The organism is Streptomyces sp. NPDC058008 (assembly GCF_042886395.1).
In the GTDB taxonomy this organism is placed as follows: Bacteria; Actinomycetota; Actinomycetes; order Streptomycetales; family Streptomycetaceae; genus Streptomyces.
Window position 1 is genome coordinate 107,765 of the sequence record NZ_JBHVQX010000015.1, and the last position, 20,614, is coordinate 128,378.

Below are 20,614 nucleotides of genomic sequence, written 5' to 3' on the forward strand. Positions count from 1 at the left end.
CCGCCCTACCGTCCCGGCGCGCAGGGAAGAAAGGCGGACCGGTGCGCGCTAACGTGGAAGCGGTTCACACTCAGCGGAGGCCAAGTAATGCACGGCGAATACAAGGTTCCTGGCGGCAAACTCGTTGTGGTCGACCTGGAGAACCAGGGCGGTGTGCTGCGCGACGTCCGCGTGGCCGGCGATTTCTTCCTGGAGCCCGACGAGGCGATCACCGCGATCGACCGTGCCCTGGAGGGCGCCCCCGCCGACACGGACGCCGCCGGGCTGGCCGCCCGTGTCGAGGCGATGCTGCCCGAGGGCACCGTGATGTACGGGATCACCGCCGAGGGCGTCGCGGTGGCGGTCCGGCGCGCTCTCGCCCAGGCCACCGACTGGACCGACTACGACTGGCAGTTCATCCACGAGGGCCCGCAGTCCCCCGCGCTGCACATGGCCCTCGACGAGGTGCTCACGGCCGAGGTCGCCGCCGGCCGCCGGCCGCCGACGCTCCGGGTGTGGGAGTGGGGCGCCCCGGCCGTCATCATCGGCAGCTTCCAGTCCCTGCGCAACGAGGTCGACGCCGAGGGCGCGGCCCGGCACGGAGTGACGGTCGTGCGCCGCATCTCGGGCGGAGGGGCCATGTTCGTGGAGGCGGGGAACACGATCACCTATTCCCTTTCGGTTCCGTCCTCCCTGGTCTCCGGGCTCTCTTTCGCCGACTCGTACGCCTATCTCGACGAATGGGTCCTCGACGCACTCGGCGACATGGGGATCAAGGCCTGGTACCAGCCCCTCAACGACATCGCGACGGACGTAGGGAAAATCGCCGGCGCGGCCCAGAAGCGCATGGTCGGCCCTGACGGCGGACCGGGCGCGATCCTCCATCACGTCACCATGTCCTACGACATCGACACCGGGAAGATGCTGGAGGTCCTCCGCATCGGCAAGGAGAAGATGTCGGACAAGGGCACGAGGTCCGCCAAGAAGCGGGTCGATCCGCTGCGCCGGCAGACGGGACTGCCCCGGGAGGCGGTCATCGAGCGCATGGTGGGGTCGTTCCACGACCGCTACGGCCTGACCCCCGGCAGCGTCACGCGTGAGGAACTGACACGCGCGGAGGAACTGGCCGCCACGAAGTTCGGCAGCGAGGAGTGGACGGCGCGGGTGCCGTAGCCGCCGGGCCTCGTCGGTACGGTTCTCCTCCGGCACCAGCCTTCTCGGGACCGGGCTCCCACAGCACCGGGCCTCTCGGGTAACGGGCTTCCTCGGCACCGACCCTCGCGGCACTGGCTTACCTCGGTACCGGCCTTCTCGGGACCGGGCTTCTTCGGCACCGGGCTTCTTCGGCACCGGTCTTCTTCGGCACCGGTCTTCTTCGGCACTGGCCTTCTTCGGTACTGGCCTTCTCGGGACCAGGCTCCTCCGGCACCGGGCTTCTCCGGTACTGGCCTTCTCGGGACCGGGCTCCTCCCGTACCGGGCTTCTCCGGTACCAGCCTTCTCGGGACCAGGCTCCTCCGGCACCGGGCTCCTCCGGTACTGGCCTTCTCAGTACCGACCCTCGCGCAACTGGCTTCCCTCGGTACCGGCCCTCCTCGGCACACGGCAGGACGTGGCACCACCTGGGGCCAGGGCGGAGGGTGTCGATCGGCCCCGTGTCAACGATCCTCTTCGTCAGGGCACCTGGCCGGAGCAGGCGGCCGTACGGTCCGCTCCCGCACGCACGACCGCCCCGGCGGGCGAAATGCCTGCCGGGGCGGTCGTGTGTGAGGTACGCGGCCGGGGATCAGCCCAGGGTCGCGATGGCCTTGTTGAAGGTGGCCGACGGACGCATGACGGCCTCCGCCTTCGCCGGGTCGGGCTGGTAGTAGCCACCGATGTCGGCCGGCTTGCCCTGGACGGCGATCAGCTCGTCGACGATGGTCTGCTCCTGCTCGGCCAGCGTCGCGGCGAGCGGGCCGAACGCCTCGGCGAGCGCGGCGTCCTCGGTCTGCCGCGCCAGCTCCTGGGCCCAGTAGAGCGCCAGGTAGAAGTGGCTGCCACGGTTGTCGATACCGCCGAGCTTGCGGCTCGGGGACTTGTCCTCGTTCAGGAAGGTGCCCGTCGCCCGGTCCAGGGTGTCGCCGAGCACCCTGGCCCGCGCGTTGTCCGTGGTCGTGGCCAGGTGCTCGAAGCTCACCGCGAGCGCGAGGAACTCACCCAGGCTGTCCCAGCGCAGGTAGTCCTCCTTGACCAGCTGCTGGACGTGCTTGGGCGCGGAGCCGCCGGCGCCCGTCTCGAAGAGGCCGCCGCCGTTCATGAGCGGGACGACGGAGAGCATCTTCGCGCTGGTGCCCAGCTCGAGGATGGGGAACAGGTCCGTGAGGTAGTCACGCAGCACGTTGCCGGTGACCGAGATGGTGTCCTCGCCGCGGCGGATGCGCTCCAGGGAGAACGCCGTGGCCTCCTCGGGCGTCCGGATGGAGATGTCCAGGCCGTCGGTGTCGTGGTCGGCCAGGTAGGCGTTGACCTTGGCGATCAGGTTGGCGTCGTGCGCACGGCCCTCGTCGAGCCAGAACACGGCCGGGTTACCGGTCGCGCGGGCGCGGGTGACCGCGAGCTTGACCCAGTCCTGGATCGGCAGGTCCTTGGTCTGGCACATCCGGAAGATGTCGCCGGCGCCGACGGCCTGCTCCAGCACGACATCGCCCTTGCCGTCGACGACCCGCACCGTACCCGTGGTGGGGACCTCGAAGGTCTTGTCGTGGCTGCCGTACTCCTCGGCCTTCTGTGCCATCAGGCCGACGTTGGGCACGGAGCCCATGGTCGACGGGTCGAAGGCGCCGTTGGCGCGGCAGTCGTCGATGACGACCTGGTAGACGCCCGCGTAGCTGCTGTCGGGCAGGACCGCGATGGTGTCGGCCTCGTTGCCGTCCGGGCCCCACATGTGGCCGGAGGTGCGGATCATGGCCGGCATGGACGCGTCGACGATGACGTCGCTCGGCACGTGCAGGTTGGTGATGCCCTTGTCGGAGTCGACCATCGCCAGGGCCGGGCCCTCGGCGAGCTCGGCCTCGAAGGACGCCTTGATCTCGGCGCCCGTCTCCGGCAGGGAGTCGAGGCCCTTGAGGATGCCGCCGAGACCGTCGTTCGGGGTCAGGCCGGCCGCCGCGAGGACGTCGCCGTACTTGGCGAAGGTGTTCGGGAAGAACGCGCGGACCACGTGACCGAAGATGATCGGGTCGGAGACCTTCATCATCGTGGCCTTCAGGTGCACCGAGAACAGGACGTCCTCGGCCTTGGCGCGGGCGACCTGGGCGGTGAAGAACTCACGCAGGGCCGCGACACGCATGACGGCCGCGTCCACGACCTCGCCCGCCAGGACCGGCACGGACTCGCGCAGCACCGTGGTGGTGCCGTCGTCGCCCGCGAGCTCGATGCGCAGCGAGCCGGCCTCACCGATGACGACGGACTTCTCCGTCGAGCGGAAGTCGTCGACGCCCATGGTGGCGACGTTCGTCTTCGAGTCGGCGGACCAGGCACCCATGCGGTGGGGGTGGGCCTTGGCGTAGTTCTTGACCGACGCGGGAGCGCGGCGGTCGGAGTTGCCCTCACGCAGGACGGGGTTCACCGCACTGCCCTTGACCTTGTCGTAGCGGGCGCGGACGTCCTTGTCCTCGTCGGTCCGCGGGTCGTCCGGGTAGTCCGGAAGCGCGTAGCCCTGCTCCTGGAGCTCGGCGATGGCGGCCTTGAGCTGCGGGATGGAGGCCGAGATGTTGGGCAGCTTGATGATGTTCGCGCCGGGAGTCTTTGCCAGCTCGCCGAGCTCGGCGAGCGCGTCATCGATACGCTGATCGGCCTTGAGACGCTCCGGGAAGCCGGCGATGATCCGCCCCGCCAGGGAGATGTCACGGCGCTCCACCGTGACACCCGCGGTCGAGGCGTACGCCTCGATGACGGGCAGGAACGAGTACGTCGCCAGGGCAGGGGCCTCGTCGGTGTGCGTATAGATGATGGTCGAGTCAGTCACCGGGTGCTCCGCTCCACGTCTGCAACATTGCTTGACATCAAGATATCTCGTGACCGGCCCCCTCTCCACAGTGGCCCGTGCCCATTCCGGCGGAACGGTTCACTCCAGTCCTCCGGGGCCCGGGCCCTACCCGCGCGGGCACCCGCGGGCCGCCCCCACCCGCAGGGGCGCGAGCGTGCGGTGGGCCTCGGGCGGTACCGGCGGCACCGGCGGCAGGAGCGGTACGGGCAGTGCGCGGGCGTTACGGAGAGTGAGGCCGGTCAGCACCCACCCGCCGCACCGAGCGGCGGCAGCCCGGCGTCCGGCGGCCGTTGCTCGTACCAGCGCCGGTCGGCCTCCAGCTGGGCGGCGAGCGAGATGAGCCGGGCCTCACTGCGGGAGGGGCCGAGGAGCTGGGCGCCGAGGGGCAGGCCGTCGCGGGTGAAGCCGGCCGGGACGTTGACTCCGGGCCAGCCGAGGACGTTCCAGGGCCAGGCGTAGGGGCAGGCGGAGGTCATCGCGAGGTCGGTGCGCCAGGCGCTGAGGTGGTCGAAGGCCCCGACCCGTGGCGGCGGTGCGGCCGTGGTCGGGGTGAGCAGGACGTCGTACCCCCGTCCGCCGTGAGCGGTGTCGAAGAAGGCCCCGATCCTGGCGTGCTGGCGCACCTCCCGCGCACGGGCGGCCCGCACGACGCGGCCCCCGAGGCGGGTGCCGGTCCGCAGGGCGCTGCGGGTGCGCGGGTCCAGCAGCCCGGGCTCGGGGTGCAGCGCGGCGAGCTCGGCGATGCCGGCGGTGGCCCGGGGGACGAAGGAGAGACCGATCAGCCCGTAGCGGGGCCGGGCCTCCTCGACGTGGTGCCCGAGCCGGGCGAGGGCTTCGGCGAGCGCGGTGACGGCGCTCACGACCTCGGGGTGCGGCGCGTTGCGGGTGAGGGTGAGAGGGGGCCGCAGGGAGAGGCCGATGCGCAGCCTGCCCGGGTCACGGCGGGCCGCCGCGGAGGCGTCGACGGCGGGCGGGCGGTGGAGGTCGGTCGGGTGCGGTCCCGCCGCGGCGTCCAGGAGGAGGGCCGCGTCCGCGACGGTACGGGCGAGGGGGCCGTTGACCGTGAGCCCCTGGAAGGCGTCGCTGTGGGGGTGCACGGAGATCCGGCCGCGCTGCGGCTTGATGCCCACGAGGTGGGTCCAGGCGGCGGGGATACGGATGGAGCCCGCACCGTCCGAACCCAGTGCGGCGGGTACGAGCCCGGCGGCCACGGCCGCCGCGGAGCCGCCCGACGACCCGCCGGGAGTGTGCGCCGTGCTCCAGGGGTTGCGGGTGACGCCGAAGGCACTGCCCTCGGTGAAGGCCCACTGCCCCAGCTCGCACGAGTTGGTCTTGCCCACGATGACGGCCCCGGCGGCCCGGAGCCTGCGGACGGCCTCGCTGTCGGCCGCGGCGGGCGCCAGTGCGCCACCGCATCCGAAGTAGGTGGGCAGGCCGGCGATGTCGGTGTCGTCCTTGACCGCGACCGGCACCCCGAGCAGGGGCAGCCGCTCCCCCGCCGCGAGCCGCCGGTCGGCCTCGGCGGCCTCGGCGAGCGCGGCGTCCGTACGCACCTGGCGGAAGGCGTTGAGGGCCCGGCGGCTCGCCTCGATGCGGGCGAGTGCCGCGGCGACCAGTCCGGACGACGTCACCAGGCCCTCGGCCAGCTGCCGGGCGCATTCCGTGAGGTCCGGCTGGGCGGGCGGCTCCACCGGCCTGACCGGTCCGGTCCGCTCCGTGGGGTCTGCTGAGGACATCGCCACCGCCTCCTCGCGTCCGCCGGGGGCACCGCCCCCGGAGCCCGCCCGGGTTCACACCCGCGCGGGTCTACTGGAGAGTAACGAGACGGCATGGCCCACTCAAGCACCCCGCGGAACCTCTCCGGAGCACCTCGCGGAATCTCTCCGGCCCCCGCCCCGCCCGCCTCCCTCACCCCCTCCCGGGGAGGCACGGGGCCGACCAGGAGGGCCGGAGCCCGGGCCTCCCGTACCGGAGTGCCCCTCAGCCGTTCGTCAGGGCCGTACCTGGATCTCGCCGATCCCCGTGCCGAGGCCGGCGCAGTGTGCCGTGGACTGTCCGGACTCGCCCGGCCTCAGCGTGACGTGCTCACCGTCCACGTCGGGGGACCAGCCGCAGACCAGGTGCACCCAGAAGGTCTGTGTCGCCGAGCCGTTGTTCCTGCAGAGCGCGTACCCGGTGTAGTCGTCGACCGCGTGCTTGCCGGTGTCGCACGACAGACCGGGCGGAGTGGCGGCCGCGGGCGCGGCGGCCACCGCGGCGGTGACGGGCACGGCGAGTGCCACGGCCAGGCCGGTGGCGGCCGCGCCCCGGATCAGTGCGCGGACGGCGTTCCCCTTGAGCATCTGCTTCATGTCTCCCCTTGGATTCCGGTCGGGCCCTGGTCCCGGCGGGCCTTGGTCCCCGGTCGGGCCCTGTTCGGTCGAGTTCCGGCGGTCTTCAGGGCTGCCCTCCCCCACGTCCCGTAGCAGAAAACAGCGCCGAACCTCACCCTCCGTACAGCCGGTCCGGCGCGCAGGCGACCGTGCGCGGGCGTACGCTCACCAGGAGGGGTGAATCCACTCGAGAAGGCCCTGAACAGGGACGTTTCCGAGGAGGCGCGGTGACAGGACAGCGCATCGCCACACGTGCCGCCGTCTGCGCGGCGGTGGTCGCCCTCGCCGCCGCGGGCGGCACGGTGGCACGGGCGGACGACGGCATCGAGTCGCTTCCCGCCCAGCAGATCGCCGACCGCTCCCGCGACGCCCTGCTGGGCGTCGCTTCACTGCACCTGCGGGTTCAGGGGGACCTGGGGAAGAACCGGTCGCCGATGACGGTCGACCTCAGCCTGGACCGGAACGGCAACTGCGCGGGCGCCGTCGGCCTGGGCGAGGGCAAGGGGACGGTGACGATCGTCAAGCGCGGCGACACGGTCTGGGCGAAGCCGGACTCGGACTTCTGGCAGAACCAGATGCCGTTCGGAGGCTCCGCCTTCGAGTCCGTCCTCGCCGGCCGCTACCTGAAGGCCACCACCTCCGACTCCAGGCTGCGGCCCGTCGTCGGCGCCTGCGATCTGGACACCTTCCGCCAACTGGTCTCCGACAACGCCGACTCGACGGCGGGAACCCTCACCAAGGGAAAGGTGACGACGGTCGACGGCACGCGCGCCGTCCCGGTCACCAGGACACTGCGGGGACAGGAGTTGACGGCGTACGTGGACACCCGGGGCGCGCACTACCCGGTGCGGATCACCGTGCGGGGCGACGGGGCCGACGCGGCCGTGGACTTCTCCGGCTTCGGCAAGCCGGTCCCCTCGGCCACGCCGCCCCCGAACGACTCGGTGGACGTCAACGCGGTGCTCGGCCGTGCCCCGGCTCAGTCCTGACGCCCGGCTCTGTCCTGACCCCCCGGCTCAGCGCCGTGTACAGCAGCAGTGCGGAGACCAGCCCGACGGCCCAGCCGTAGTCGGCCAGGGGCTTGAGCAGCGGGATCAGCCCGTCGGCGGGGAACGGGCCCTTGCCCGGGGCCGAGTGGGAGCCGCCGGCCGCGAGCACTCCGCCGACGGCGAAGGCCACCACCGCGCGCCAGTTCCAGCCGCCCTTGTACCAGTAGCGGCCCCCGGGGAGGTAGAGGTCGGGCAGGTCGAGGACGGTGCGGCGGATGATCCAGTAGTCGGCGATCAGAATGCCGGCCACCGTACCGAGCAGCCCTCCCACCAGGCCCAGCCAGGTGAAGATGTACAGCTCGGGCGTCTCGGTGAGCTTCCACGGCATGATCAGCACTCCGACGACGCCCGTGATCAGCGCGCCGGTACGGAAGTTGACGATCTTCGGGGCGAGGTTGGCCAGGTCGTACGCGGGTGAGACGACGTTGGCCGCGATGTTCACGGAGATGGTCGCGACCAGCACGGTGACCAGGCCGAAGAGCAGGCCGAAGACGTTGTCGGTCCTCGCCACGAGCTGGACCGGGTCCCAGACCGCCTCCCCGTACACCGCCTGGGAACCGGAGGTGACGAACACGGAGAGCAGCGCGAAGAAGGTCATCGTGGTCGGCAGTCCGAGCGACTGGCCGCGGATCTGGGCGCGTTGGCCGGCGCCGAAGCGTGTGAAGTCGGGGATGTTCAGGGAGAGCGTGGACCAGAAGGCGATCATCCCCATCAGGGAGGGGAAGAAGACCGGCCAGAAGTCGGCGCCCCAGCCGAGGCGGGACGGCTGGTCGAGCAGCGGGCCGAAGCCGCCGGCCTTGACCGCGATCCAGACGAGCAGGACCACGGCGCCGACGATGACGAAGGGTGCCGCCCAGTTCTCGAAGCGGCGCAGGGTGTCCATGCCCCGGTAGATGATGGCGAGTTCGAGTGCCCAGAACAGGACGAAACAGAGCCAGAGTGTCCAGGGCTGTCCGCCGATCTCACCGGCCTGCGCCCAGCCGCCGAACATCTTGCCCAGCAGGGTGAAGATCCCGACGCCGCCGATCCAGGTCTGGATGCCGAACCAGGCGCAGGCGACGCCCGCCCGGATGAGCGCCGGGAGGTTGGCGCCGCGCAGCCCGAAGGAGGCCCGGGCCAGAACGGGGAAGGGGATGCCGTACTTGGGCCCGGCGTGCCCGGTCAGCAGCATCGGCGCCAGCACGATCACGTTGGCCAGGGCGATGGTGAGGACGGCTTGCTTCCAGTCCATGCCCAGGGCGACCAGCCCGGAGGCCAGCAGCCAGGACGGGATGTTGTGGGCCATCCCGATCCACAGGGCGGCGAAGTTGTACGTCGTCCAGCGGCGCCGCTCCAGGGGGACCGGCAGGAGGTCGCCGTTGACGAAGCGGGAGTCGTCGGGGACGGCCCCGGGGGCGAGTTCGATCCGGCCCGACGGGTCGGCTATCCGCTCGCCGGAAGAGGGTGGTGGGACGGGTGGGACGGTTGCGGTCATGGTGGCGTGACCCTTCGCTCGGGGGAGATGCCGTGCGGGGCGCGGGCGCGTGGGGACGGGAGGACCGGTGCGGGGACGGTCGGGGTGAGGGTGGCCCTGGGGCCGGGGCGGGGACGGGGTGGCTGCGGGGACGGGGCGCGGATCAGGCGGAGAGCGCGGGGATGACCGTCGAGCCGTAGGCGTCGATGGTCGCCTCCTTCGCGTCGTGCATGTCGTAGAGAGCGAACTGGTCGACGCCCAGGTCGCGCAGGCCCTGGAGCTTCTCGATGTGGGCCTCGGGAGGCCCCAGCAGGCAGAAGCGGTCCACGATCTCGTCGGGGACGAAGGCCGTGTCCGGGTTCCCGGTGCGGCCGTGGTGGCTGTAGTCGTAACCGGAGCGGCCGGCGATGTACTCCGTGAGTGCCTCGGGTACCAGGCCGGAGTGCTCCCCGTACCGGGAGACGAGGTCGGCCACGTGGTTGCCGACCATGCCGCCGAACCAGCGGCACTGCTCGCGGGCGTGGTCCAGGTCGTCGCCCACGTAGGCGGGCGCCGCGACGCAGATGGTGACGGAATCCGGGTCGCGCCCGGCGTCGGCGGCCGCGTCACGCACCGCCTTGATCATCCACTCGGTGAGGTAGGGGTCGGCCAGCTGGAGGATGAAACCGTCGGCCTTCTGCCCGGCCAGGGCAAGGGCCTTGGGCCCGTACGCCGCCATCCAGACGGGCAGGCTGCCGTCCTTCACCCACGGGATCTGGACGGGCCGGCCGTCGACGGAGGCCTCGCGGCCCTCGGCGAGATCGCGGATCACGTCGATGGCCTCACCGAGCCTGGCCAGGGTGTTGGGCTTGCGGCCGGCCACCCGCATCGCGGAGTCACCCCGCCCGATGCCGCAGACGGTGCGGTTGCCGTACATGTCGTTCAGCGTGGCGAAGGTGGACGCGGTGACCTCCCAGGTGCGGGTGCCCGGGTTCGTCACCATCGGGCCGACGACCATCCGTTCGGTGTGCTCCAGGATCCGGCTGTAGATGACGAACGGCTCCTGCCAGAGCACGGCCGAGTCGAACGTCCAGCCGTAGCGGAAACCGTTCCGTTCCGCCCGGCGCATGAGGCCGACGACACCGGACGCGGGCGGGTCGGTCTGGAGGACGAGACCAAAATCCATGACACACGCTCCTGCTCGAAGTACTGGTACATGGGCGCGCGGGGACGACTGCCCCGCGCGGGACCGGCGGTGGGCTCCCCGCCCGCACGCTCCGCACAGCCGGGGCGGGCGGGCCTGGGGACCACGGGCGATGCCCTCGAACGGTGTTTCGGCGGACCCCTCTCCCCCGGGCGGAGCACGGTCCGCCCGCCGGGGTGCACCGGAACGGTGAACGCCGGACACGGGTTGCGGGACACGGGTCGCGCGGCGAGGTTCCGGCCGGCTTCCCCTCCCCCGTGGGAAGGGGCCGCTCCCGCCCGGCGCCCCTCCACGGGCGGTTCGTGGACGGCGGTCCCGTGGACGTGGTCCGTACGGCCGCCCTGGACGGGACCGCCGGAGCCCCCCGGCCCGCGCGCCCGTCGGCTTCCCGGCCCGGGTGACGGCCGCCGGCGTGGGCCCTGTTCAGTCCGTGTACTGGCACGTCCCCCTCGGCACGTACGCCCCGTGGCCGGCGTGGCCCACGTACGCGCGGTTCTCGATCACCGGGACCCCCCGCGAGAGGACCGTCTCGACCTGCCCCGTGACCCGCTTGCCCTCGTACGCCGAGTAGTCGACGTTCATGTGGTGCGTCTCGGCGGACATGATCTGCTCGGCGCGCGGGTCGTAGACCACGACGTCCGCGTCCGCGCCCGGGGCGATGGTGCCCTTCTTCGGATACAGGCCGAACATCCGGGCCGGCGCCGCGCAGGCGATCTCGATCCAGCGGCGGCGGCTGATATGCCCGTCGACGACCGCCTGGTGGAGCAGGTCCATGCGGTTCTCGACGCCCGGCAAGCCGTTGGGGATCTTCGAGAAGTCGTCACGCCCCAGCTCCTTCTGCCCCTTGAAGCAGAAGGGACAGTGGTCCGTCGAGACCACCTGGAGGTCGTTCGTCCGGAGCCCGCGCCACAGCGCCGCCTGGTGCTCCTCGGGCCGCAGCGGTGTCGAGCAGACGTACTTGGCGCCCTCGAAGTCGGGCTCCGCCAGGTTGTCGGTGGACAGGAACAGGTACTGCGGGCACGTCTCGCCGAAGACGGGAAGGCCCTCGTCGCGGGCGCGCGCCAGCTCGGCGACGGCCTCCTGCGCCGACACGTGCACCACGTAGACGGGAGCGCCCGCGACCTGGCTGAGCCGGATCACCCGGTGGGTCGCCTCGGCCTCGAGGAGGGCCTTGCGGACCTCCCCGTGGTAGCGCGGATCCCTCTCGCCCCGCGCCAGGGCCTGCTCGACCAGTACGTCGATGGCGAGGCCGTTCTCCGCGTGGGTCATCACCAGCCCGCCGTTCGACGCGGCCTGCTGCATGGCCCGCAGGATCTGGCCGTCGTCGGAGAGGAACACCCCGGGATAGGCCGTGAAGAGCTTGAACGAGCTGATCCCGAGCGAGACGAGCTTGTCCATCTCCTTGAGCGAGGAGGCGTTCACGTCGGACATGATCATGTGGAAGGCGTAGTCGACGGCGCACCGCGCGTCCGCCTTCTCGTGCCAGGTGTCGAGTCCCTCGCGGAGGGAGCCGCCCCTGGGCTGGATGGCGAAGTCGATGAAGGTCGTCGTACCGCCCCAGGCGGCGGCCCGGCTCCCCGTCTCGAAGGTGTCGGAGGCCAGGGTGCCGCCGAACGGCATCTCCATGTGCGTGTGCGCGTCGACACCGCCCGGGATGACGTACTTCCCGGTGGCGTCGATCCGCCGCTCGGCGCTCCAGCCCGTCGCGGCGTCGGTGCCGTGGGCGGCGAGGGCGACAACGCGTCCCCCCTCGATGAGTACGTCGGCGTGGATCTCGTCCGACGCGGTGATGACGAGGCCGCCGTGGATGACGGTGCGGCTCATGTACCCCTCCTCGCTGTGGCGATACCGGTGCTGCTCACGGTCAGGTCGTTCCTGTGGTCCTCGGGTCCTCCTCGCTTCCACCCGCGCGAGCCGCCCGTACCGCCCTCCTTCCTCCGCCGGGAGGCAGGTCCCCCAGGGGATCCGGCTTCCTTCGCGGGGCGGCCCGTCGCCCTCCCCAGGACGAGGGGTCGGGTTCCCCCCGCCCGGGGAGGTTCTCCCTCCGGGCCCAAGCAGCGGGCGCCCGTGCGGAGTTACCACCGGAGCCCGGCGGTACGGAGGCGACGGGCCCGCTCACCCCGCGGCGTGCAGCGCCTCGCCCAGGATCTCCGCGCCCTCCTCGGCCTCGGCGACGGTGAGCGACAGGGGCGGCGCGATCCGCAGGACGCTGGTGCTGTGCCCGCCGCCCTTCCCGATGAGCAGTCCGCCCGCGCGGGCCGCTTCGAGTACGGCCGCCGCGGCCTCCGGGTCGGCCTCGTCGGTGCCCGGCTTCACCAGTTCGATGCCGATCATGAGGCCCCTGCCCCGCACCTCACGTACGGCGGGTGAGCTCGCGCCGACCGCGCGGAGCCGTTCGATGAGCAGGCCGCCGACCCGCCGGGCGTTGCCCTGGAGGTCGTGCTCCAGCAGGTACGAGAGGTTGGCGAGCCCGGCCGCCATCGTCACCGGGGAACCGCCGAACGTCGAGATGGAGTTGGCGTCCAGGCAGTTCATGACGTCGGCACGGGCCACGACCCCGCCGATGGACATCCCGTTGCCGATGCCCTTGGCGAAGGTGAGGATGTCGGGCGGGCCGTGGGAGGCGTGTGCCTGCCAGCCCCAGAAGTGGTCGCCGGTACGCCCCCAGCCCGTCTGCACCTCGTCGGAGATCCACAGGATGCCGTGCCGGTCGAGCACCTCGCGGAAGGCCGCGTACAGCCCGTCGGGCGGCGCGGTGAACCCGCCGACCCCCTGCACGGGTTCGGCGATCAGCGCGGCGACGCCCCGGGTGTGCCCGAGCAGGTCCTCGAGATCGGCCACGCACGCCTCGATGAACCGGTCGTCGCTCAGCTCCGCGTACGGTCCCCTGCTGCGGACCCCGCCGTGGACGTACAGCGTCTGGAGCGGTGACAGGCTGGTGGGTGACCAGGACCTGTTGCCGGTGATCGACACCGTGGAGAACGACCTGCCGTGGTAGCTGTTGCGCATGGCCAGGATCTGGTTCGATCCCCGGCGGGCGGTGGCGAGCAGGAGGGCCGCGTCGTTGGCCTCGGTGCCGGAGGTGGTGAAGAAGACCCGGGCGTCGGGGATGCCGGAGAGGGTGGCGATCCGCTCGGCGAGCTCGACCATGGGACGGTTGAGGTAGAGGGTGGAGGAGTGGATGAGGCGGCCCGCCTGCTCCGAGACGGCCTTGGTCACCTCGGGCAGGGCGTGCGCGGTCATCGTGGTGAGGATGCCGCCGAAAAAGTCGAGGTAGCGGTTGCCGTCCGCGTCCCAGACGTGCCGGCCCTCGCCGTGGGTGAGTTCCAGGGGGTGCCGGTAGTAGAGCGCGAGCCACTCGGGGCTGACGGCCAGGTGCCGCTCGTACAGTCCGGTCACGGCTCCACCAGCCCCTCGTACGCGTCCGGCCTGCGGTCGCGGTAGAACGCCCACTGCTGGCGGACCTGCTCGATCAGTCCGAAGTCCAGGTCGCGTACGACGAGTTCCTCCTCCTTGTCGCTGGCGACGTCGCCGACGAACTGTCCTCGCGGGTCGACGAAGTAGCTGGTGCCGTAGAAGTCGTTGTCGCCGTACTCCTCCTGGCCGACCCGGTTGATCGCGGCGACGAAGTACTCGTTGGCGACGGCGGAGGCGGGCTGCTCCAGCTGCCACAGGTAGCTGGACAGACCCCGCGAGGTGGCGGACGGGTTGTACACCAACTGGGCTCCGTTGAGTCCCAGTTGACGCCACCCCTCGGGGAAGTGCCGGTCGTAGCAGATGTAGACGCCGACCTTGCCGACGGCGGTGTCGAAGACCGGCCAGCCGGCGTTGCCGGGCTTGAAGTAGTACTTCTCCCAGAATCCCTTGACCTGCGGGATGTGGTGCTTGCGGTACTTGCCGAGGTACGAGCCGTCGGCGTCGATCACCGCCGCGGTGTTGTAGTAGAAGCCGGACTGCTCGACCTCGAAGACCGGCACGACGACGACCATGCCCGTCTCACGGGCCAGGTCCCGCATGCGCCGGACCGTCGGGCCGTCGGGGACGGGTTCGGCCCAGCGGTAGTGCTCAGGCTCCTGGACCTGGCAGAAGTAGGGGGCGTTGAACACCTCCTGGAAGCCGATGATCTTCGCACCCTGCCGGGCGGCCTCGCGGGCGTGTTCCTCGTGTTTGGCGATCATGGATTCGGTGTCGCCGGTCCAGGTCGCCTGGACGAGTGCGGCGCGTACGACATGGGACATGAGCTGCTCCTTCGACGCGGCGTCAGAGAGCCTCTACGTTCTCTACGCCCGTAGATACGGGGCGTAGGAGGAGAACGTAAGCCCCGCCACACAGCGGGGCAAGACCATCGCCGTGAACCGGCGGAGTCGATCATGTTTCACACCCGAGCGGTCCACTCCTTCCCGGAGGGCCTGTCGTCCAGTCCCCGCAAGGCCCCGTAGGCGGACTGGACGAAGGGTGCGAGCGGGGTGGGGGCCACGTTCGTCAGCGCCACGAGACCGGTGTCGGCACCGGGGAGGAAGCCCGCGAAGGCGGTGAAACCCCGGGTTCCGCCGGAGTGGTGGAGCAGCGCGCCGCCCGGCCGGGGGCGCAGGTTCCAGATGAGGCACAGCCGGGATCCCGTCCTCGGGACCCGCAGCCGGGGCCGCTGTACCTCGGCCAGCGCGGTCCGCAGCACGGGGCCCGGTGCGGTGTCCGGGTCGAGGAGGGCGCCCAGGACGCGCAGCAGGTCGCGGGCGCTGGACCGCACGGCTCCCGCTCCGGTCAGCCCGGGCATCAGCAGGGCGGGGCGGGGCCGTCCGTGCCAATGTCCCGTCGCCTGCGGCCGGTTGGGGTCGCAGTCCGTGTCGGTCAGCCCGAGGGGGCGGGTGACGCGCGCGGCCAGCAGGGCGGGGTAGTGGCTGCCGGTGCCGGCCGCCGCCCGGCTGAGGACGTGTCCCAGCAGGGCCCCGCCGAAGTTGGAGTACAGGACCCTGGTGCCGGGCGGGTGCCGCGGCCGGGTGCGGCGCAGCGCGGCGAGCAGGTCGTCCTCGGAGAATCCGGCGTACGGGTTGCTGAGCCATCCGCTGCGGAGCGCCCGGGTGAGCAGTCCCGGGGGGAGGCGGGGCAGGCCGGAGGTGTGGGTGGCCAGGTGGAGGAGGGTGAGCGGCGGCCCGGGGAGGCGGAAGGGGAGGTAGCGGTCGACGGGGTCCCCGTAGCGCACCTCGCCGCCGGCCGCCATCTCGGCGAGCAGCAGCGCGGTGAAGGTCTTCGTCAGGGAGCCCGTCTCGAACCGGGTGCCCTCCCCCACCGGGCCGCGGCGGAGCACGACGCGCTCGGCGCCCCGCACCGCCGCGACCGCCGCCGCCGGCCCCGGGGCGGCCGCCAGGAGGGGCCGGAGGGAGTCGGTCAGCGGCGGCCGCGTCACGCCCTCACCAGCGCCCCGCCGCCCGGGCGAGCGCGACGGAACCGGCGACGGCCGCGACGACGACCGTGTGCTGGTGGTCGGTGAACCGCTGCTGCGGATCGTCGGCGACCGGCTCGCTGTCGCGGGGCACGAGTCCGTCGTCGTGCTGGAGCGCGGCGACGGCCTCCCAGTCCTCCGGCGGGCAGTACGGGTCCGGAAGGGAGGCACCCACGATGAGGAGCTCCGTGACGAGGTCCCACTGCCCCACCTCGCGCCAGACGTCGATCCACACGGGGAGCCAGGTGCGGACGTAGTCGGCGAGTTCGGGGGGCAGTCCGTGCGGATCGCCGCCCCAGTCGGTGAGGTGGAAGACGGTGTGGGTCATCGCGTAGGCCGTGATCCAGTTGATGGCCCACGGTTCGGGCCGCGCACCGAGCCAGGTGGCCCCGGCCAGCGCCTTCATGTCCTCGGCGTGTTCCAGGCCGACCACGCGGGCGGCGTTGGCGACGGCGAGCCGCCGGTTCGGGAGGACCTCGACGCTGTTCACGGACCGCATGCGGGAGCGGTGGGCGAAGAGGCGGTCGAGCGCCTCGTGCCGGTAGCCGCAGCGGACGAAGGGGGCGTACATCTCCAGCGGGTCCGTCATCAGCGTGTGGCGGAGCTGGCGTTCGTAGATCATGTCGCCGCCCCTGAACTGCTCCCAGGTGAAGTCCATCAGGCTCTGGGCGGCGGCCAGGTGACCGGGTCCGGCGGCGCCGTCGCGCAGGATCAGGGAGGCCGCCAGGGTGGTTTCGCCCAGGGGCTTGTACACACTGTCGGGGTCGGCCATCGTCTCGATCGTGCCGGGCGGCAGGCCGCCGAGGGCACGGTTCGCGTGCAGCCACGACAGCGCGCGGTCCGCCATGCCGCGGGCCGCCCGGGTGACCGGTTCGGGGATCGTCGTCATGGGCGTGCCGTCTCCTCGGGTGCCGTACCGGTCCGCGGTCGCAGGAAGTGGCGGGCGATGGCCAGGTCCAGGGCCGTGCGCGGTCCCGCGCCGCCCACCAGCCACACGTGCTCGGCCACGAGGCCCGGATCCAGGGGCAGTTCGGCACCTTCGTGGTGCAGCCAGGCGAGCCAGCGGACGAGGCGCGTGGCGGTGGGGAAGTCCCGGCGCAGGATCGAGCGGCTCACCCCGCGGCTCAGCGGCAGGACCCCCTCGCGGGCGGCCTGGTGGACCGGGCCGTCGAGGCCGAGCGTGGCGAGCGGGGCGAGCTGGGCCATCCGGACGCACCACGCGCTCCAGTCGGCGGTACGGGTGAGACCGGCGTCGTCCGGCGGTACGGGTGCGACGGCTCGCAGGGTGTCGTCCCCGGAGAGCCGGGCGAGCAGGACCGCGGTGGCGTGGTCGCGCCGGGCGACCGCCGCCTCCTCCGCCGTCCCGGAAGGGGGAAAGGCGTCGAACGCCTTGGCCACGACGGCCGCGTCCTGCGCCGGGAGGGGGTGGCCCCTCAGGAGGTGGGGGCTGAAGAGGTCGGCCCCGAGCACACGGACGGCCGCGAGGGCCCCCAGGGTGTCCGGAGCGTCGTCGGCGTACCGCGCCAGCTGCACAGCGTCCCCGGTGCCACTGAGGGCACCGAGGACACTGCCTGCCAGGGCGTCGGCCGCCTCGGCGAATGCGGAGTGGGAACTCACTTGCCCCGGGGCTCCTTCGGCTCCTTCGGAGACAGGAGCAGAAGCGCGAGCAGCAGGCCCGCCGCCTCGGGGGTGTAGAGCGGGGCGTCGCTGACGGTTGCCTCGGGCTCCGCCATCAGGGCGCTCAGCGTGGTCGTCTGGGCCGGTGTGGCAGTGAGGGTGAACTCCTGGGTAAGCATGGGTGCCTCCACATCACTGGGGGGACATATACCACGTATGTGGTGATGCCTTAGCCGACGATAAAGGGTTGAAGGGGATTTATCTCACCAAGTCCATGAGGGCTGGGGACATGTATGGGCCACACGCCCGGAGGGCAGTGGGGAGCGCTGCGGGAAACCGGGACGGTTCCGGCGTCGATCGGACCTCCGGGACCCGCGAGTGGGACCTGGTCCACGCGCCGCAGGTGCCCGGACCGGTCCGGGCGGCTCAGGGCCGCGGATCCGGCGGCCCGCCGGGTGGTGGCGAAGGCCGCCGGCCGCCTCGGCGAGGAGGGGCCCCCGAGGGCGGCCACCACCTCGCCGGGCCGCGCGCGGGCGCTCTTTGCCGCCCCCGGCCCGGTGACGGCGCGGAGGACCGGCCGCCGCCCGGGTGGCGCCGAGGGCCCGCCTCCGTGCCCTGGGCGGCGACTGCTCGCCGGGCGCCCGGTGAACGGCGCTACGGCGCCGCGATGCCCGCCACCCGCAGCGCGTGGACCAGGTCCCACTCGCGGGTCGCGGAGACCTCGCGCGCCGCGGCGAGCAGCCGGGGCACGAGGTGGCGCGGCCCTCCCTCGGCCATGCGCGCCGCGTCCTGCGGGGTACGTACGCGGACGAACGCGCCCAGCAGCGCCCTGGCCTCCGGTTCCAGACCGGCCCGGTCGAGGGCGACCACGGCGTCGGCGATCTCACCGGCGGGCCGTGCGACCCCTTGCCGCAGCAGCTGCCCGCAGTCGTCGGCGTGGCCCGCGGCGGCCAGCGCGCCCGCCGCGGCGGCGAGTTCGGCGGGCGGCAGGGAGGACACCTCCCACAGGAGGGTGGCCCAGTCGGCGTCCAGGCCCGCGCCGTGCAGGGCGACGGCGAGGGCCGGAAGGCGCTCCACGGGCCACGCGGCCGCCTCGCAGAGCACGGCGTGCGCCTCGCCGCTGCGCCCCTGCGCGCGCAGCCGTACGAGCAGTGCGACGGCGTCCTCGGCGGCCCGCCGGGCGGCCGGGTCGGGTTCCGGGGGCGGGGCCGCGCTCTCCTCGGCCGGAGCGCCGCTGAAGCGGGCCCCGCGCGGGGCCGAGGCCGGTGCGGGTGCGGCCCGGCCGGGCAGGACCGGGGCCGCCGCCTCGTCCTCCATGTCCAGGCCCGCGAAACGCGCGCCGCGCGGCTTCCCGCGCCGGGGCGCGGAAGCGCGCTTCACGTCGGGGCGCGGGCCGCCCGGACCGGCCTCCTCCGAGCGGCGCGGGCCGGGGACCGGAGGCCGGGGACCGCCGTAGGGCGGGCCGGCGGCGTCCTCGTCCCGGAACCAGTCCTCGGGCACCGTCCGTTCGACCGCCGCGAGCCGGTCGCGGATCTCCGCGCAGCGCGCCGTGGCACGGGTGTGGTCGTCCCTCGCCCAGGCCAGGGCGTCCGGACCCCCGTCCGCGCCGTCCGCCCGCATCCGCCGCGCCGCGTACGCCTGTTCCGTGAACATCACGCCCAGCCGGTCGGCCAGCGCCTGCCGCCCGCCGGGGCGCCTGTCGTAGGCGGCGGCGGACGCGGCGCACAGTGCGGCGGCCCGGACGGACTCCCGCGCGGCGTGCTCGGTGCCGCGCACCACCGCGAGGTCCTGGAGCAAGGACTCGACCACGTCCCAGGGCGGCACCTCGTCACCGTCGAAGCAGGCCCGCATGCCTTCGGGGTCCCGGGCGCTGAAGACTCCGTACCAGCCCCGCCCGGGATCGAGCTGCGCAGCCAGGTCTCGTAGGTACTGTGCGAACGTCCTTACTTCCACCGCATTCTGATGCACTGTCATCGTCGCCCTCACCGGTCGCCCGGGCTGGAACACTCCAGTCCGCGGGCATTCGACCGCAGGCGTGTTACGGGAGGACTACGCGCGCTTTTCCGGCGTGGTGCGTCCGGAGCGCGGAGAGCCCGCCGCGCGCCCCCTCAGAACGTGATCGCGATCCCCGTGTGGGGCCGCTTGCCGAGCCGTACGACCATGGCGGGCCACTCCACCAGCCAGAACTTCCAGGTGTACTTGCGCGCCAGTACCTTGCGTACGGCCGTCATCCCGGCGCCGTCGAACAGCCGGGCCGTCCCCTCGGCGCTCGGCGCCCCGTCGGCCACGCGGCCACGGACGTCGCAGACGGTGACGAGGACCCGGGGGTCGTTGCGCAGGCGCCTGACCTTCCACGAGTCGGAACGGGTCCAGACGTAGAGGGTGTCGCCGTCCACCGCCGCCCAGACGGGCGTGGCCACGGGCGTGCCGTCCTTCCGGTACGTGGTCAGGCTGACGTACTCGCTGCGGGCGAAGTCCTGGAGAGTCACGGCTGCGACCCTACTCGGCCCACCGCGCGCACGGCGGCTCCCCCGGTCGCACGGCCACCGGCGTGCGCCGGGCACGGGTGCGCCTGTGCGGCCCGGGACGGTGCGGGACGTTGAACGGTGCGGGACGGGACGGCCGCGGCAGCGGCAGCGGCCTGTCCCGCGGCGGCCCGGTGGCCGTCGCCGGGGGCGGGGCACACTCCGTCAGGGGTGCTCCGGCCGCCGTGCCCTCAGGCTCTCCCGGCGAACTTCCGGGCCAGCGCCTCGCCGGCGCTGACGGCGGCGGCCGGACTCTCGACGGGGGAGACCCTGGAGCCCTTGAAGAGGATGTACGTCACGCCGGAATCCGTGCCGCCGGTCCTGGGGTCGGGGTCGATACCGAGCGACCGGGCCAGGGCGTACGACCCCTCCCCGATGATTCCGGAGGGCCCGGTGTCCCCGACGACGGCGTAGCGGACCTTGCCGCCGTGGACGACGGCGGCCACACCGCCTCCCTTGATCCCCGACGCGGCGTAGTTCCAGAGCCGGCCGGGGCCGGGGACGACGACGTAGGGCACCTTGGCGGAGTTCAGCGGCTTGCCGTCCGAGGCCTGGAACGCGGTCTGCGGCTGGAAGGAGGGGTCGGTCCTGGTGTTGCAGACGGACGTGACCCGGCCGTCGCAGTCGATGTCCATGTCGGCCTTCCAGAACACCGCCCCGTCGGTCCCGCAGACCGGGACGGTGGCCGCCGAGCCCTGGTCGGTGCGGAACATGCCGTGGGAGATCCGGTCGCACTTCTTGACCTTCGCCAGCAGTTCGGCCGCCCCCACCGGGGTCGGCGGGCCTTCGGCCGCCCGGGCGGGCAGGACCGCGGCGAGCAGCGCGGTACCGGAGAGTGCGGACAGGACGAGCATGCGTGTGCGCACCGTCGTGAGGGTCCTTTCGCTGGACACGAAGAGCCCTGACGGGCGCTTCCTTGCCGGGCGCGGCCGGCGGTCGGCCGCGTCAAGGCCTCGGGGCCGCTCCT

General features: G+C 72.7%; 17 protein-coding genes. 2 read left to right on the forward strand and 15 right to left on the reverse strand.

Translation table 11 applies throughout. The features are described 5' to 3' along the window. The first annotated feature begins 87 nt into the window (after positions 1-87). Entirely contained in the window at positions 88-1,152 is a 1,065-nt protein-coding gene (locus ACFVS9_RS17155; RefSeq protein WP_383116018.1) for a biotin/lipoate A/B protein ligase family protein, read from the forward strand. 612 nt (positions 1,153-1,764) lie between these two features. Here ACFVS9_RS17155 and ACFVS9_RS17160 read toward each other — a convergent pair. The 3 genes from ACFVS9_RS17160 to ACFVS9_RS17170 form a co-directional block, all read right to left on the reverse strand. Continuing rightward, the gene (locus ACFVS9_RS17160) at positions 1,765-3,987 is read right to left on the reverse strand and encodes an NADP-dependent isocitrate dehydrogenase (protein WP_389933101.1); all 2,223 of its coding nucleotides are present in this window, start codon (positions 3,985-3,987) and stop codon (positions 1,765-1,767) included. Between the two features lie 260 nt (positions 3,988-4,247). Continuing rightward, on the reverse strand, positions 4,248-5,744 hold the full coding sequence (locus ACFVS9_RS17165; protein ID WP_389933104.1) for an amidase: 1,497 nt from the start codon (positions 5,742-5,744) through the stop codon (positions 4,248-4,250). Between the two features lie 255 nt (positions 5,745-5,999). Further along, positions 6,000-6,359 (reverse strand): hypothetical protein, encoded by a 360-nt coding sequence (locus ACFVS9_RS17170; RefSeq protein WP_383116015.1) that lies wholly within the window; start codon positions 6,357-6,359, stop codon positions 6,000-6,002. Positions 6,360-6,607: 248 nt separating this feature from the next. Between ACFVS9_RS17170 and ACFVS9_RS17175 the strand changes: the two genes are divergently transcribed. Continuing rightward, entirely contained in the window at positions 6,608-7,369 is a 762-nt protein-coding gene (locus tag ACFVS9_RS17175; protein ID WP_389933108.1) for a hypothetical protein, read from the forward strand. Here ACFVS9_RS17175 and ACFVS9_RS17180 read toward each other — a convergent pair. The 12 genes from ACFVS9_RS17180 to ACFVS9_RS17235 form a co-directional block, all read right to left on the reverse strand. Then, positions 7,332-8,903, reverse strand: coding sequence for an NCS1 family nucleobase:cation symporter-1 (locus ACFVS9_RS17180; RefSeq protein WP_389933111.1), 1,572 nt, complete (start codon positions 8,901-8,903; stop codon positions 7,332-7,334). The genes ACFVS9_RS17175 and ACFVS9_RS17180 overlap by 38 nt on opposite strands. A 142-nt stretch (positions 8,904-9,045) precedes the next feature. Further along, complete coding sequence (locus ACFVS9_RS17185; protein WP_389933114.1) at positions 9,046-10,047, reverse strand: TIGR03842 family LLM class F420-dependent oxidoreductase; 1,002 nt, start codon at positions 10,045-10,047, stop codon at positions 9,046-9,048. A 441-nt stretch (positions 10,048-10,488) separates the two neighbouring features. Next, entirely contained in the window at positions 10,489-11,889 is a 1,401-nt protein-coding gene (gene hydA / locus ACFVS9_RS17190) for a dihydropyrimidinase (protein ID WP_389933117.1), read from the reverse strand. A gap of 291 nt (positions 11,890-12,180) precedes the next feature. Then, positions 12,181-13,464, reverse strand: coding sequence for an aspartate aminotransferase family protein (locus ACFVS9_RS17195; protein WP_383116010.1), 1,284 nt, complete (start codon positions 13,462-13,464; stop codon positions 12,181-12,183). After that, positions 13,461-14,303: a nitrilase-related carbon-nitrogen hydrolase gene (locus ACFVS9_RS17200; protein WP_383116009.1), complete on the reverse strand. Its 843-nt coding sequence runs from the start codon at positions 14,301-14,303 to the stop codon at positions 13,461-13,463. Before ACFVS9_RS17200 ends, ACFVS9_RS17195 begins: the two co-directional genes overlap by 4 nt. A gap of 137 nt (positions 14,304-14,440) precedes the next feature. Continuing rightward, on the reverse strand, positions 14,441-15,469 hold the full coding sequence (locus ACFVS9_RS17205; protein ID WP_389933121.1) for a serine hydrolase domain-containing protein: 1,029 nt from the start codon (positions 15,467-15,469) through the stop codon (positions 14,441-14,443). A gap of 4 nt (positions 15,470-15,473) precedes the next feature. Beyond that, positions 15,474-16,394, reverse strand: a complete 921-nt coding sequence (locus tag ACFVS9_RS17210; protein WP_389933124.1) for a DUF6895 family protein — start codon at positions 16,392-16,394, stop codon at positions 15,474-15,476. Next, positions 16,391-17,122 (reverse strand): hypothetical protein, encoded by a 732-nt coding sequence (locus ACFVS9_RS17215; protein WP_383116006.1) that lies wholly within the window; start codon positions 17,120-17,122, stop codon positions 16,391-16,393. The genes ACFVS9_RS17210 and ACFVS9_RS17215 overlap by 4 nt, the downstream gene beginning before the upstream one ends. Next, complete coding sequence (locus ACFVS9_RS17220) at positions 17,119-17,301, reverse strand: hypothetical protein (RefSeq protein ID WP_383116005.1); 183 nt, start codon at positions 17,299-17,301, stop codon at positions 17,119-17,121. The genes ACFVS9_RS17215 and ACFVS9_RS17220 overlap by 4 nt, the downstream gene beginning before the upstream one ends. Before the next feature lie 475 nt (positions 17,302-17,776). Further along, positions 17,777-19,096, reverse strand: coding sequence for a hypothetical protein (locus ACFVS9_RS17225; protein ID WP_389933127.1), 1,320 nt, complete (start codon positions 19,094-19,096; stop codon positions 17,777-17,779). Between the two features lie 134 nt (positions 19,097-19,230). Further along, complete coding sequence (locus ACFVS9_RS17230) at positions 19,231-19,611, reverse strand: PPOX class F420-dependent oxidoreductase (RefSeq protein WP_383116003.1); 381 nt, start codon at positions 19,609-19,611, stop codon at positions 19,231-19,233. A gap of 227 nt (positions 19,612-19,838) precedes the next feature. Further along, positions 19,839-20,513: a glycoside hydrolase family 75 protein gene (locus tag ACFVS9_RS17235; protein ID WP_389933130.1), complete on the reverse strand. Its 675-nt coding sequence runs from the start codon at positions 20,511-20,513 to the stop codon at positions 19,839-19,841. Positions 20,514-20,614: the final 101 nt, after the last annotated feature.